10 protein-coding genes and 2 pseudogenes are annotated in these 13,344 nt (G+C 61.1%); 6 read left to right on the forward strand and 6 right to left on the reverse strand.

All coding sequences use genetic code 11. The features are described 5' to 3' along the window. The first annotated feature begins 4 nt into the window (after positions 1-4). The 4 genes from ruvA (at position 5) to RHEC894_RS17980 (ending at position 3,162) form a co-directional block, all read left to right on the forward strand. Complete coding sequence (gene ruvA / locus RHEC894_RS17965; RefSeq protein WP_003566367.1) at positions 5-619, forward strand: Holliday junction branch migration protein RuvA; 615 nt, start codon at positions 5-7, stop codon at positions 617-619. Between the two features lie 82 nt (positions 620-701). After that, positions 702-1,742, forward strand: coding sequence for a Holliday junction branch migration DNA helicase RuvB (gene ruvB, locus RHEC894_RS17970; protein ID WP_085738286.1), 1,041 nt, complete (start codon positions 702-704; stop codon positions 1,740-1,742). Beyond that, the gene (locus RHEC894_RS17975) at positions 1,743-2,645 is read left to right on the forward strand and encodes a metallophosphoesterase (RefSeq protein ID WP_085738287.1); all 903 of its coding nucleotides are present in this window, start codon (positions 1,743-1,745) and stop codon (positions 2,643-2,645) included. Between the two features lie 7 nt (positions 2,646-2,652). Then, positions 2,653-3,162, forward strand: coding sequence for an NUDIX hydrolase (locus RHEC894_RS17980; protein ID WP_085738288.1), 510 nt, complete (start codon positions 2,653-2,655; stop codon positions 3,160-3,162). Positions 3,163-3,455: 293 nt separating this feature from the next. Here RHEC894_RS17980 and RHEC894_RS17985 read toward each other — a convergent pair whose 3' ends face one another. Both RHEC894_RS17985 and RHEC894_RS17990 read right to left on the reverse strand, forming a co-directional pair. Continuing rightward, the gene (locus tag RHEC894_RS17985) at positions 3,456-3,863 is read right to left on the reverse strand and encodes a hypothetical protein (protein WP_085738289.1); all 408 of its coding nucleotides are present in this window, start codon (positions 3,861-3,863) and stop codon (positions 3,456-3,458) included. Between the two features lie 376 nt (positions 3,864-4,239). After that, positions 4,240-4,581, reverse strand: a pseudogene (locus RHEC894_RS17990) (transposase); the annotation flags it as partial. 126 nt (positions 4,582-4,707) lie between these two features. On the opposite strand from RHEC894_RS17990, the gene RHEC894_RS17995 reads away from it, so the two are divergent. Then, positions 4,708-5,271 carry a DinB family protein gene (locus RHEC894_RS17995; RefSeq protein WP_085738291.1) on the forward strand — a complete coding sequence of 188 codons (564 nt, stop codon included), beginning with the start codon at positions 4,708-4,710 and terminating at the stop codon, positions 5,269-5,271. Here RHEC894_RS17995 and RHEC894_RS18000 read toward each other — a convergent pair. Together RHEC894_RS18000 and mprF are read right to left on the reverse strand one after the other, a co-directional pair. Continuing rightward, positions 5,268-6,650, reverse strand: coding sequence for an AcvB/VirJ family lysyl-phosphatidylglycerol hydrolase (locus RHEC894_RS18000; protein WP_085738292.1), 1,383 nt, complete (start codon positions 6,648-6,650; stop codon positions 5,268-5,270). The two genes, RHEC894_RS17995 and RHEC894_RS18000, sit on opposite strands and share 4 nt — an antisense overlap. Next, positions 6,647-9,250, reverse strand: coding sequence for a bifunctional lysylphosphatidylglycerol flippase/synthetase MprF (gene mprF, locus RHEC894_RS18005; RefSeq protein ID WP_085738293.1), 2,604 nt, complete (start codon positions 9,248-9,250; stop codon positions 6,647-6,649). The genes RHEC894_RS18000 and mprF overlap by 4 nt, the downstream gene beginning before the upstream one ends. A gap of 234 nt (positions 9,251-9,484) precedes the next feature. Between mprF and RHEC894_RS18010 the strand changes: the two are divergent. Next, positions 9,485-9,862: pseudogene (locus tag RHEC894_RS18010) on the forward strand (DoxX family protein). A 5-nt stretch (positions 9,863-9,867) separates the two neighbouring features. Here the strand turns inward: RHEC894_RS18010 and RHEC894_RS18015 are convergent. Further along, positions 9,868-11,976 carry a mechanosensitive ion channel family protein gene (locus RHEC894_RS18015; RefSeq protein ID WP_085738294.1) on the reverse strand — a complete coding sequence of 703 codons (2,109 nt, stop codon included), beginning with the start codon at positions 11,974-11,976 and terminating at the stop codon, positions 9,868-9,870. A 210-nt stretch (positions 11,977-12,186) separates the two neighbouring features. Beyond that, on the reverse strand, positions 12,187-13,218 hold the full coding sequence (gene gnd, locus RHEC894_RS18020) for a phosphogluconate dehydrogenase (NAD(+)-dependent, decarboxylating) (protein WP_085738295.1): 1,032 nt from the start codon (positions 13,216-13,218) through the stop codon (positions 12,187-12,189). Between the last annotated feature and the right edge of the window lie 126 nt (positions 13,219-13,344).

Here is a 13,344-nt window from a genome sequence, read left to right on the forward strand (position 1 = left end):
CCCCATGATCGGCAAGCTGAAAGGCACCATAGACGAAATCGGCGAAGACTATGTGCTCGTCGATGTGCACGGCGTCTGCTACGTCGCCCATTGCTCGGCCCGCACCCTGTCCAAGCTGGGCTCGGCCGGCGAAGCCTGCGTGCTGTTCATCGAGACCTATGTGCGCGAGGACCAATTGAAGCTCTTCGGCTTCATGACCGCGCTGGAGCGGGAATGGTTCAACCTGCTGCAGAGCGTCCAGGGGGTCGGCGCCAAGGTGGCGCTTGCCGTTCTCTCGACATTGACGCCGGGCGAACTCGCCAATGCCATCGCTCTGCAGGACCGCACCGCCGTCTCCCGCGCGCCGGGTGTCGGCCCGAAAGTGGCAATGCGCCTCGTCACTGAACTCAAGAACCGGGCGCCGGCCTTTGCCGGGGAGGCGATCAATATCGCTCTCAAACAGGAACTCGGCGAAGGTGTCGCCGCCGCACCCGTTGCCGATGCAGTATCAGCACTGACCAACCTCGGCTACAGCAGAGATCAGGCGGCAAATGCCGTTGCCGCGGCGATGAAAACAGCCGGTGACGGCGCCGATAGCGCCAAGCTGATCCGCTTGGGATTGAAAGAGTTGGCGCGGTGAACGCCGGAAAATCAATGAATGGATGTCGAGGCAGCCGACTTTTGGTGTATTGCTGTAACAGGTTTCAAAACGGAATGAGAGCATGAGTGAACCCGCGCGCCTGATATCGCCGGAAAAGCGGGGCGAAGATCTTGATGTCACGCTGCGCCCGCAATCGCTGGACGAATTCACCGGCCAGGCGGAGGCGCGCGCCAATCTTAAGGTCTTCATCGAGGCGGCGAAGAACCGCGGCGAGGCGCTTGATCATGTGCTTTTCGTCGGCCCGCCCGGCCTTGGCAAAACGACGCTGGCGCAGATCATGGCGAAGGAACTCGGCGTCAACTTCCGCTCGACGTCGGGTCCTGTGATCGCCAAGGCCGGCGATCTCGCCGCACTCCTCACCAATCTCGAAGAGCGCGACGTGCTCTTCATCGACGAGATCCATCGCCTCAATCCGGCCGTCGAGGAAATCCTCTATCCGGCCATGGAAGATTTCCAGCTCGATCTCATCATCGGCGAAGGCCCAGCCGCCCGCTCGGTGAAGATCGACCTGTCGAAATTCACGCTTGTCGCCGCCACCACCCGTCTCGGCCTGTTGACCACACCGCTGCGCGACCGCTTCGGCATCCCGGTGCGCCTGAGCTTCTATACCGTCGAGGAGCTGGAACTGATCGTGCGCCGCGGTGCGCGGCTGATGAATCTGCCGATGACCGAAGAGGGCGCCCGCGAGATCGCCAGGCGCGCCCGCGGCACGCCGCGCATCGCCGGCCGCCTGCTGCGGCGCGTACGCGACTTCGCCGAAGTGGCAAAGGCCGAAGCCGTGACGCGCGAGATCGCCGATGAGGCGCTGACCCGGCTGCTGGTCGACAATGTCGGCTTCGACCAGCTCGACAAACGCTACCTCAACATGATTGCCGTCAATTTCGGCGGCGGCCCGGTCGGCATCGAAACCATCGCCGCCGGCCTTTCCGAGCCGCGCGACGCGATCGAGGACATTATCGAGCCCTACATGATCCAGCAGGGTTTCATTCAGCGCACACCGCGCGGCCGCGTTCTGACCGCAATCGCGTGGAAACATCTCGGAATGCAACCGCCCAAGGAGATGGAGGCTGCGCAGTTCCGGCTGTTCCAGGAGGACGACTGAGTGATCACCCGCCGCGGATTTTTCAAGGTTCTTGGCGGCGGATTCGCAGGCGTCATGGCGCTCGGCGGTTATGCCTTTGCCTATGAACCGCTGGCGCGGCTCGGCATCGCCCGCTACCGGCTGACGCCGCCGGGATGGACGCCGGGGCTGAAGCTTCGCGTCGTCGCGCTCGCCGATATCCATGCCTGCGAACCCTGGATGTCGGCAAGCCGCATTGCCGCGATCTGCCAGCGGGCCAATGAACTCGAAGGCGACGTGACCGTCCTGCTCGGAGACTATGCCGCCGGCATGAACATGGTGACGCAATATGTGCATTCGAGCCAATGGTCGAAGGCCCTGGCCACCCTGCACGCCCCGCTCGGCGTCCATGCAATCATGGGCAACCACGATTGGTGGGAGGACAGGACAGCCCAGAAGAACGGCGGGATGGAAACCTTCGGCCACCGGGCACTCGCCGATGTCGGAATCCCGGTCTATAGCAACCGCGCCGTCCGGCTCGAAAAGGACGGCCGCGGCTTCTGGCTCGCAGGCCTCGAAGATCAGCTGGCGCTGTTGCCCGGCAGGAAGTGGGGCCGCAAGCGCATGCTCGGCCTCGACGACCTCGATGGAACGATGGCGCAGATTAGCGACGACGCGCCCGTCATTCTGCTCGCCCACGAGCCCGATATCTTTCCGCGCGTGCCCGAGCGTGTCTCGCTGACGCTGTCGGGCCACACCCATGGCGGACAGATCCGCTTCCTCGGCCGTTCGCCGATCGTCCCCTCGCGTTACGGCAATCGCTATGCCTATGGCCATATCGTCGAGGAGGGGCGCAACATTATCGTGTCCGGCGGGCTCGGCTGCTCCATTGCACCGGTGCGCTTCGGCGTCCCGCCGGAAATCGTGGTGATCGATCTTGGATAGGAATGACATGGCCAAGCGCACTCTCATCCGCCTGACTGCGGGCGCCGAGCGTTTCAACTATCGCATCGCCGGCCTCGGTTTTCGCGATGGCCACGTGCTCGTTCATCGCGCCGTGCACGAGCCCTTCTGGACCTTTCCGGGCGGCCGGGCGGAAATCGGCGAAACCTCGGAGGAGACGCTGAAACGAGAGATGATGGAGGAACTGGGGGTCGAGGTCACCGTCTCCCGCCTGCTTTGGGTCGTCGAGAACTTTTTCCATTACGAACAGCGCGACTGGCATGAACTCGGCTTCTATTATTTGATGGACATCCCGCCGGAATTCCCCTTCGAGCCACACGAGATCATCCATCGCGTCGAGGACGGCGATAATCATCTCGAATTCAAATGGGTGCTTGCGACGTGCCAGGCCCTGACCGCACTCGACATCCCGCCCTATTTCATCGCTGATGAAATCGAGAACCTGCCGGTAGCACCCCGCCATCTCGTCTGGCGCGACGGCAATCTCGACGACGACTGACGCTAGCTAGCTAGCCTATGGCTTTCTGTTCGAGGAACGGTTCCGTCTCCCGCTGAGGCGGTAGGCGCTGCGTTGCAGCTCGTCGGTGTCTGTGTTGAGGTCGCGGCGTTCAGCAGGCCGCGGACTTGCTTTTCAGAAAGCGGTTTAAACTCAGGCTGGTCTGACGTTTTCCGCTTTCGACTTCCCGGTCTTTTTCGCTCGATGACGCCGATCATCTGGCCCCAAGTGACCATGGGCAAAGTATAGGTGTGGCGGTAAATGCTGTCGATAGACCAAAGCCTGTCGGGCTGATCTCACGCTGTTGCGTAACGATACATTTTATTGTCGCGGCCGTATTGCCAGATTGCCTGAAATGACATTGCCTTCATCAAAATGACCATGGCCAAAGCGATGCCGTAGGGTATGGGATGGCCGTCAGGGATATACCGAAAAAGATAGAGACGCACGCAAACGCAAACAACCAGTAACGCGTAAATAGGATATATGAACGAATAGGTGCGCCACCAGAAGACCGATCCCACCTGGATTCTCGCTGCAAAGAGGCAGACAACTGCGCATTCGGGAAATGACATCAGCCAATCGAACCATTCCGCCATCGAAAGTGGCGAGGGGCTGAGATAAGTTGCATGTACTTTGCACATTTGGCCGATTAATACGGCTAGCGCTAAAATCCACCAAATGATTTGAGACTTCCTGCTCATACTGAATCCGCAGCGTGCGATATCCTTTGATCGTGGGCCACTATTTCATTCAACACGCAAAGGCAGATGAATAAACCAATTAAACCTTTAACGAAAAGCCCAGTTAAATCCGCGTTGGGACAAGACAGGCGCAATTCCGCTGAGGCAGTTGACTATCCCCGTTCGGCATCGTTCGCGGAAGTTCCATAGATATGCTTGAGCTTCAAACTCCATAATGCGGGGTACGCGCCTCAATAGGTGAAATTGTGAGGGGTGCCGATTCTAATCCCATCAAGGCGGTAGAGCTACCGTGGCGTCGATGCTGCTGAAGATCAGCGTAAGGCAGGCAATAAAGGAAGTGACGGCGAAAAGGTCAAAACGGACTGGCAGCGGGTCTTTTTTTAAAGATCCAGCCCCGCTTGCGAGGCCACACGTCAAGAGCACTGCGGCCGACCACGACAGACCGCTCCTCACTCAAGCGCAGGACCATTTCGTTGAGCGTGATGTCTTTCTCGTCATCGATCAGGCCGATGATAAAGGCCTCATGCTCATCCAGTCTGGAGCCTGAGCGTCGACCCTGTTTGCCCGCGGTCAGTTGATCCTGTCGCGCCTTGGCGATCCAGGCAATGGCCGTCGAAATCCCGGTCCCAAACCGCGCAGCCGCCGAACGCGCAGACATCCCGTCCGAAGACGCCGCCAGAACTCGAATGCGAAGATCATCACTGAACGCTCGTGACATTCATACCTCCTGATTCGAAGGCAGGGAATCACGGCAAACAAAGCATGTCACCAAAATTCCGATTCCGCGTTCAATGGACGTGCTCTAGGCTAACATTCCAGCAGCGTGTGAAGAGGAGATGCGCCGATGCCGACCTTCGATCCCGTCAGGTCATTTCGCAAACTCGCCTATAACAACGCCCTTGCCAACCACCGTCTGCTTCAGGCTTGCGCGGCATTGAAGCCCGGTGAATTCGAGGCGCCGCGCACGAGCTTCTTCCCCTCGATCAAGGAGACCTTGAACCACATCATCACGGTCGACTGGTTCTATGTCGATGGCATGGAAGGCGGCACGCTCGGCTTCCAGGCCTTCGAGGTCGACGAACCGTTCGACGACGTTCTATCCCTGGCGCAAGCCCAGGCGAAAGTCGATCAGCGCCTGACGACACTTTGCCAGACCTTGACGCCGGAAAGGCTGGTTTCGACCGTCCGCCTCCATCGCGGCGACCGCATTCAGGAAGAGCGGATGGACGACGTGCTCGCCCACCTTTTCCAGCACCAGACCCATCATCGCGGCCAGGTGCATGCGATGCTCGCCGGCACCAGCATCGCCCCGCCGCAATTGGACGAATTCATCGTCGCCGACGATGCGCGGTTTCGCGGCAGCGAACTCGCCGCTCTCGGCTGGAGCGAAGAAACGCTGATGAATTAATCCTGCAGCCGTCTTTTCAACCCGTCGATGATCGTCTTGGTAAGAAGGTCGTAATTCTCGTCAAAATGGTGGTCGCCGGGCAGTTCGACAACTTCCGCGCCACTCTCCTTCACCGCCGGACAGGCGACATCGTCATCATCGTCCTTACCGTAGACGCATTGCACCAGCTTCGGGTCGATGTTTTTCAGATCGGCGACGGGATCGCCTCCAGCCCCTTCCGTCTTCTGGCCGAGCCAGCCGAGAACGGAGATGACATAGTCGACCTGGTGCGAAAGCGACAGCAGCGACAATTGCGTCACCGCCGACTTTTCGGTTGGCTTAAGCAACTGATAGGTGGCCGGCACGACATCGGCGCCGAAAGAATATCCGACAAGCAGCACATGCTTTACCTTCCACTGCTTTCGGTAAAAATCGATGATCTTCGAAAGATCCGCGGCGGTCTCCTCCGGCTTGCGCTCCGACCAGAAATAGTGAAGCGAATCGACGCCGACGACCGGAATGCCTTCCTTCTGCAGCGTGCCGCCGACCTCCTTGTCGATATCGCGCCAGCCGCCGTCGCCGGAATAGATCACCGCCATCGTATCGAGGGCAGGCGTCGCCTCGAGTATCGCCAGCGGCAGGCCGAGCGGATTGCCGAAGGCGCCGGAGGCGGTGACGAGATCGTCAAGCGTATCGGCAAACACCGTTTGCGCATCGTCGGTGGAATCGCGGATCTCGATCGTCGCATGGATCTTCTTCAGCGCTTCGGCATGGGCCCTGCCATCCTTGTCGGCACTGGGCGAGAAGACGGTGACGATCGGATCCGGCAGGGCGCCGTCGCTGAGGCCATACACGATGCGTTGGCCGACCACCTTCTTGGAAGCCGGCGTGCAGAGCTCCTGGGCAAGCGGAATGCCGGCCTTCGGATCGACGGCGAGCGTCTGGCCGATCGTCGCATCCGGCGTCTGGGCAGCGATTGCCAGCGCCAATGCCCCGCCCTCGCCGATGCCGGCGACAATCGGCAGATGATAGGCGCTATTTCCGGTCGCACGCTGCACCTGCTGGCTCAGCGATTCGATGTCCGAGACCATGTAGACGCAGCCGTCGTTGAGGCTGACGTCGTAGCGGCTCAGCGCCTGGATATAGGAGGGGAAGTCGACGCCGATGACGACCGCGCCCTCGGAAACCAGTCTGTCGGCCTCGGCCTTCTCGAAGTCGCCCCAGCCGGCGGCATCCGATATCAGCATCACCGTGCCTTTCACCTCCCCTTCCGGCAGGAAGATGTGCGGCGACGGGATGAGCCCGGCTTCGAAGCTCTGCGTGGTTTCCTCGGCGGCATAGGCCGGTGCGGTCGCGAGCATGCAGGCGCATGCCGTGGCAAGAAGGATTGTCCTGATCATTTTCTCACTACCCCTTTCAATCCGCCCCCGATCAGAAATGTCGCGTCCATCAACGCGATCATCGGATTGCCCCCTCCGGATACCGCAAGATAGCGCGGTTGCCAGTGCGGATGAAACTTGGATTTGAACGCCCGAAGGCCTTTGAAGTTGTAGAAGCGCTCGCCATGTTCGAAGACGGTGCTGCCGATGCGGTCCCAGACGGGCGCCGCCTCGCGTTTCGACATGCCGGAGAGGGGCGCCATGCCGAGATTGAAGTGGGTGAAACCCTGGCCGCGCAGGTATTCCATGATCTGCACGAAGAGAAAATCCATCGAGCCCTTCGGCGCATCCGGCGAGAAGCGCATGAGATCGATCGTGCCCTCCTCCCTGGACTCCGTGACGAGGATATTGGCGAAGGCGACGATCCTGCCGTCCTTTTTCAGAATGCCGACCGGCTGCGAGGAGACGTAGTCGGGATCGAAGGCGCCGAGCGAAAAGCCCTTTTCCTTGGCGTTGTGATGTTCGAGCCAGGCGGTGGAAACGGCGGCGAGATCATCGATGATCGAGGACACGTGCTCCGGTTCGACGACGGCAAATTCCAGCCCGTCGCGCTGGGCCCGGCTTGCCGTCTGGCGAAGGTTCGCCCATTTGCCGCCCTTCATCTCGAAGGTTCTAAGATCGGCCACCGCCAGCTCACCGAGTTTGAAGGCGCGGAGGCCGGCATCGGCGCAATGGGAAAGCAGGGCCGGCGAGATCTGGTAGAACACGGCGCGGCAGCCGGCGGCACGCGCTGCTTCGACGAACCGCCAGACCAGTTCCTGCACGGCGCGATGTTCGCCGACCGGGTCGAACAGCGCGATCCAGGAACGGCCCTGCCGGCCGTACATGATAAAGGCATCGCCCTTTTCGGAAAACATGATGCTCTTGTCGCCCATGCGCACCAGATTGGCGTCGGCATTGCCCTGTTTGATGACGATATCAACGGCACGCGCCAGCGCCTCGTCCGTCGCCGGTTCCGGTCGAAAGGTCGCCGGCCGAAGCAGGCTGAAGATGGCGATCGCCGACGAGATGATGGTGATACCGAGCACGGCACGCAGTCCGCGCGGCGCTTCGGCGGTGAATTCGAACTGCCACCAGAGCTGGTTGCTGTATTCGACGTCACGATAGACGAAGAGCAGGATGACGACGGAACCGACAACGATGACGGCGATCGCCATCAGCCAGGACGCCGTCAGCGCCTGGTTGAGCAGCGAGGCGTGGCGGGTGAAAAGCCGGCGGCTGACGAAGAGCCCGAAGATGAGGAAGGCGAGAAAGGCAGCTTCGACAAGCGCGATCGCCTTCAAAAGCGACAAGGTCAGCGCCGCGACGGCCGAAAACACGGCCACCCACCAGGCTCCGTCGAGCCGCTGGCCGAGACCGCGGGCGGCGACGACGAGCGCGAGCCCGAGCAGGCTGGAGAGGAAATGCGCCCCTTCCACCATCGGCAGCGGCAGATAGTTGGACAGGAATTCAAGGTTCTGGTCCGGCGTCGGCGTGACGCTCGAAAATATCAGCATGACGCCAAGCAGCAGCGCAAGAGCCGACAGCAGCTGCGGCATCAGCCTTCCGCCGATGCGCCGCACGCTCGAGGCGGCCGGATGGTCGACGAAACGACGCAGCTCCGTCGCCGAAACCGCGAGCACGGCGATCAGCAGCGGCAGCACATGGTAGATCAGCCGGTAAAGCACCAGCGATCCGAGCACGGCATCAATGTTCACTGCGCTGCCGAGCGATGCGATGATCACCGTCTCGAATACGCCGAGCCCGGCCGGAACGTGGCTGAGCACGCCGAGACCGACGGCGATCGCATAGACGGCGAGAAAGACCGGCCAGCCGATCGCCGTCTGCGGCAAGAGCACGTAAAGCACTGACGCCGAGGCGGCGATATCGAAGGCGGTGACGAGGAACTGCCGAGACCAGGTGCGCGAATCAGGCAGGCGGATGGCCACGGGCCCGAGATCGAGTACGCGCCCGTCACGGCCGATGATCATCACCGCGCCCAGAATGGCGACGATCGAACCGGCGATCAACCGCAGCAGGAAGGCGCTGACCCCGATAAGCGGGCCGATCTCATCGGCGATGACGATGAGAGCGATCGCTGCGACCCCCGCAAGCCCGAGACCGAAGGACAGTGTGACGAAGGCGATGATGCGACCGATATCCTCCGGCGAAAGCCCGAGACGGGTATAGGCGCGGTAGCGGATCGCGCCGCCTGAAAGTGCGCCGAAGCCGGCAGTATTGCCAACCGCATAGGCACTGAACGCCGTCAGAGCCACATGCGGAAAGGGCAGCTTCTTGCCGATATAGTCGATAGCGTTGAGATCGTAGAAAATCAGCGAGAGGAAACTTAGCGCGGTGAAAAACAACGCGAGCAGGATCGCGCTCGGTCTGGTCGCCGCCAGCGCATCGACGACGTCGTCGTAGCGCACCTCGTTGGTGAGCTGCATGATCGCATAGCCGACAAGGCAGAAGACCACGAGTGTCGCGGCCGCGGTCAGCGGTGTTCTATAACGTCTGAACAATGCGCGAAAAGAAAATCCGTCCGCGTCTTCGATCTCTTTCAAATTGTCGTGGCCCGACATCTCTTATCCTGCTGCAATTGCCAGCTCGGCGGGAATCATTTTGGAAAGACGTAACATGACAGGCACGTAAGCTCCATGAAGCCATGCCGCCGCTACCCAGCCCCGCCGCTTGGCCTCCATCACCCTCAATTGGGGCGAATTTGCGCAGGCCGAGCTTCCCGCGCATTGCATTTTCGTAAGCTTGCGACGAGCTTTAACGGAACGGCGATTTGAGACGCGGGAGAACGGTTCGATATGCACGATAGCCCGGCCCTGATGATGATCGTTCTCGGCCGTCTGTTGCTGGGCGGCCTCTATGTCGCTGGCGGCATTCATCATTTTTTCGTTATCGTGCCGCTGACCGACGCGATCGAAGCCCGCGGCATCCCTTTTGCGAAATGAGTGCTGCTCTCAGGCAGCCTGTTCCAGATCGTCGCCGGCACAATGCTGACACTGGGTCTCTTCGTCGCGGCAGCGGCATTCGGTCTCATCGTCTTCACCCTTGCCGCCACGATCATGCTGTTGAATTTCTGGGATATGCAGGGAACGGCCCGCGAAAGCGCGATCAATACCTGGAAAACCAATATGGCGGTCATCGGCGGCCTGCTGGTGACAGCCGCCGGCGCGATGTGAAGCGTTTATGCCGCCGGCTCGCCATTCGCCCGCGCATGGGCGGCGTAGCGCGCGACGGCTGCATCGACCTCCGCGTCGCGATCACCCGCCACCTGGACCGTCGGCACGGCGAATTCGATGCCATTTTCCTTAAAGGCATTGCGGATCATCGCCAGCGCATTGCGGCGGATAACGAACTGCTCGCCGGGCTTGGTCATCATCGACAGCCGGATTTCGATCGCGAATTCGCCGAACTGCTCGACACCCTTCATCTTCAGCGTCTCGATGATATGCGGGCCGAATTCCGGATTTTCGAGCAGCGTCTGGCCGATCTGCTTGATCACCTTCTTCGCCTTGACGAGATCGGTGTCGTATTTGACGTTGAGGCTGATCTTGTCGATCGTCCAGTCGCGGTTGAGGTTCTTCACCGCGCCGAGTTCGCCGAACGGCACCGTCGTCAGCGGCCCACGATGATGCCTGAGCTTCACCGAGCGCAGGCTGAAAGCCTCGACCACGCCCTTGTGGCTGCCGCTTTCGATATATTCGCCGATTCGGAAGGCATCGTCCCAGAGGTAAAACATGCCGCTGATGACATCCTTGACGATCGTCTGCGCGCCGAAGCCGACCGCAACGCCGACGACACCGGCACCGGCGATCAGCGGTCCGATCTCGATACCGAGGCCGGAGAGCACCATCAAAACCGCAATGACGGCAATGACCACGGCCAGGATATTGCGAAAGATCGGCAGCAGCGTCTGTATCCGTGCGCGTCTGGCCTTCTCCTCGTCCGTTGTCCCGCCGTCCACGGATGAGTCGAGCAGCTTGCCGTCGATATAGGCCTTGATGACATGCCAGAGCAGATCGGCGGCAAGCAGGATAACAATGCCTCCGATGACGCCGCGGGCGATCTTGTCGACCATGGTATCACCGGCGGCCATCGTATCGGCGCCGACGCCGAGCATATGCCCGAGCCAGATGGCGGCAACCGCAATGATCAGCGCCCGCACACCACGGTCGAGAAGCACGGCCGCAATGCGGCGTGCGGCAAGGAAACTCGCTTCGGTCTGCTGCAGCGATTTCACCGCTAGCGTCGAGACGGCAAGCACGCGCGGCAGCAGCAGCACATAGATGCCGAGCCAGAGCAGCCAGTTGAAACCTGCCACCCACAGGCTCCAGAGCAACAGGAAATAAACGGTGAGCGCCCAGGAGATCCCGTGACCGCGCTTCTCGTCCTTGTGCGGCCGCGACCAGACCGCTTCGATGGCTATCAACAGCAGGCCGATCCCCAGGATATAGCCGATAAGGAGCCGGACGCTTGGGGAATAGCCGAGTGGCTCCATCGACTGGATCATCGCCCAGCCGAAAATGAAATAGATGACGAAGGTGGCGCAACGGCGGTACCAGAAGAGCGCAACGGCGCGCCCCGGCATAAGCGGAGCGCTGATGCCCTGTCGTTCTTCTTCGGTCCGAGCCGCTCCGATCAGATCGACCAGCACGCCGCCGAGGCAGATCGTGAAGCGCTGGACGATGAGCGCGACGACGCAGACGATCGCGATACTCTGGCTGAGGGGCGGCCAGCCGAGGCTGAGAAGCGCAAGCACCGTTGCCGCCGCGAAAATCAGCGCCGGGATGACCCGCGGCGCCAGATGCATGCCGGCCTCAGCCAGCCGACGACGGCGGCGGCGGAAGGCATAGCGGGCAATACTTTCGACGATCCCCCCAACCAGAAAAATCGCCAGAAACTGCCCCACCATGCGCGGCCAGCCGGTGGCAGCGATTTCACCGAAGAACAGCGAGGACGCATTGCCGATCTGAATGGGTAAAATCATCGCGGCATCGGAGACCATGGAGACATGCCGACGGGCGTGCTGCAGCAGACCCGACAGCACCGACATCTGATTTTCAGACGTGGCGTTGGCCGCAGGCGTCGCTGCCATCTGCGTCGACATCCACTGCTTGACTTCGGGCGTCTGCATGAGCTGCATCATCTCACGCACCTGCGCTGGCGGAGCGGCCGCGACCGGCGCTTGCGCCGGCGTCTGGGAAAAGCCAGGCGCAGCCGCAGAAAAAAACGCAATGAATGCCAGTATGCCTGATATGGCGGCCGTCCAGCCTCCTGCCCTGTCACGCCTCATGACCGCCCTCCAATGAAGTGTCGGCGCTTGCACAAAGCAAGGCCGACATTTCCCAATGGATACTCGCGACTGTTGCCGCCAGCAAGCGGTAGGAAAACCATACCGATGGCTAGGAGGATCCGGCGTCACCGCCTGCCGGAAGCGGACCTTCAGCCCACCATTTGCAGGGTGACGATCGCATTCCGCTCGATGAAGACGGTGGCCCGGCCTTCAGGATTTCGGGGCCGGCTTTTCTACATGGCCGCCGAAGCCCGCGCGCATCGCCGACAGCACCTTGTTGGCGAATTCGTCATTATCGCGCGAGGAGAAGCGGCCGTAGAGCGCAGCACTCAGCACCGGCGTCGGCACGCTTTCATCGATCGCCGCCATGATCGTCCAGCGGCCTTCGCCGCTGTCGGAGACGCGGCCGGCATATTTCGACAGCGCCGGATCGGCATACAGCGCATCGGCCGTGAGATCGAGCAGCCAGGAGGTGATGACGCTGCCGCGGCGCCAGACTTCGGCTACATCCTGCAGGTTGAAGTCGTATTGAAAATGTTCGGGATGGGCGAGCGGCGCGGTTTCCGCGTCGGCCACATGCGCGGCAGCGCCGATATTGGCGTGTTTCAGGATGTTGAGGCCTTCGGCATAGGCAGCCATCAGGCCATATTCGATGCCATTATGCACCATCTTGACGAAATGGCCGGCGCCATGCGGGCCGCAATGCAGGTAGCCTTGTTCGGCGGGGCTGGCCGCAGTTGCCTCGGCAGTGCGGTTCGGCGAAGCTTCCGTCGTGCCGGCGCCGGGCGCCAATGTCGCGAAAATCGGCGACAGGTGCTGGACGGTGCCCTTCTCGCCGCCGATCATCAGGCAATAACCGCGCTCCAGGCCGAACACACCGCCGCTGGTGCCGACGTCGACATAGTGGATGCCCTTGGTGATGAGTTCGGCGCCGCGGCGGATATCGTCGTGGTAATAGGAGTTGCCGCCGTCGATGACGATATCGCCGTTCTGCAACAGCGGCACCAGACTGGCCAACACCTTATCGACAATCGCCGCCGGCAACATCAGCCAGATGGCTCTGGGATGGGCAAGCCTCGAGACGAATTCCTCGAGCGAAGCACTGCCAGTCGCACCGAGGCCCGCGAGTTCGGCAACGCTTTCCGGCCTGGCGTCGTAAACGACGCATTCGTGACCGCCTCGCATCAACCGCTGGACCATGTAATTGCCCATGCGGCCCAAACCAATCATGCCAAGCTGCATAATGAATCTCCTGGAAATCGAGATGAAGTATCGAATCCGGAAATTAGCACCGGCAGTGTGACAGGCAAGCGAAGTCTCGTCCGTATCGGCGAATGCGACGATTGTGCCTCCGCCCGCCGGGACCAA

This window comes from Rhizobium sp. CIAT894, assembly GCF_000172795.2.
Lineage (GTDB): Bacteria > Pseudomonadota > Alphaproteobacteria > Rhizobiales > Rhizobiaceae > Rhizobium.

Excerpts from the sequence above, each read along its gene's own strand:
- gnd (WP_085738295.1), bottom strand. The coding sequence starts at position 13,218 with ATGCAGCTTGGCATGATTGGTTTGGGCCGCATGGGCAATTACATGGTC.
- RHEC894_RS17980 (WP_085738288.1), top strand. The coding sequence starts at position 2,653 with ATGGCCAAGCGCACTCTCATCCGCCTGACTGCGGGCGCCGAGCGTTTC.
- RHEC894_RS17985 (WP_085738289.1), bottom strand. The coding sequence starts at position 3,863 with ATGAGCAGGAAGTCTCAAATCATTTGGTGGATTTTAGCGCTAGCCGTA.
- mprF (WP_085738293.1), bottom strand. The coding sequence starts at position 9,250 with ATGTCGGGCCACGACAATTTGAAAGAGATCGAAGACGCGGACGGATTT.
- RHEC894_RS17995 (WP_085738291.1), top strand. The coding sequence starts at position 4,708 with ATGCCGACCTTCGATCCCGTCAGGTCATTTCGCAAACTCGCCTATAAC.
- ruvA (WP_003566367.1), top strand. The coding sequence starts at position 5 with ATGATCGGCAAGCTGAAAGGCACCATAGACGAAATCGGCGAAGACTAT.
- RHEC894_RS18000 (WP_085738292.1), bottom strand. The coding sequence starts at position 6,650 with ATGATCAGGACAATCCTTCTTGCCACGGCATGCGCCTGCATGCTCGCG.
- ruvB (WP_085738286.1), top strand. The coding sequence starts at position 702 with ATGAGTGAACCCGCGCGCCTGATATCGCCGGAAAAGCGGGGCGAAGAT.
- RHEC894_RS18015 (WP_085738294.1), bottom strand. The coding sequence starts at position 11,976 with ATGAGGCGTGACAGGGCAGGAGGCTGGACGGCCGCCATATCAGGCATA.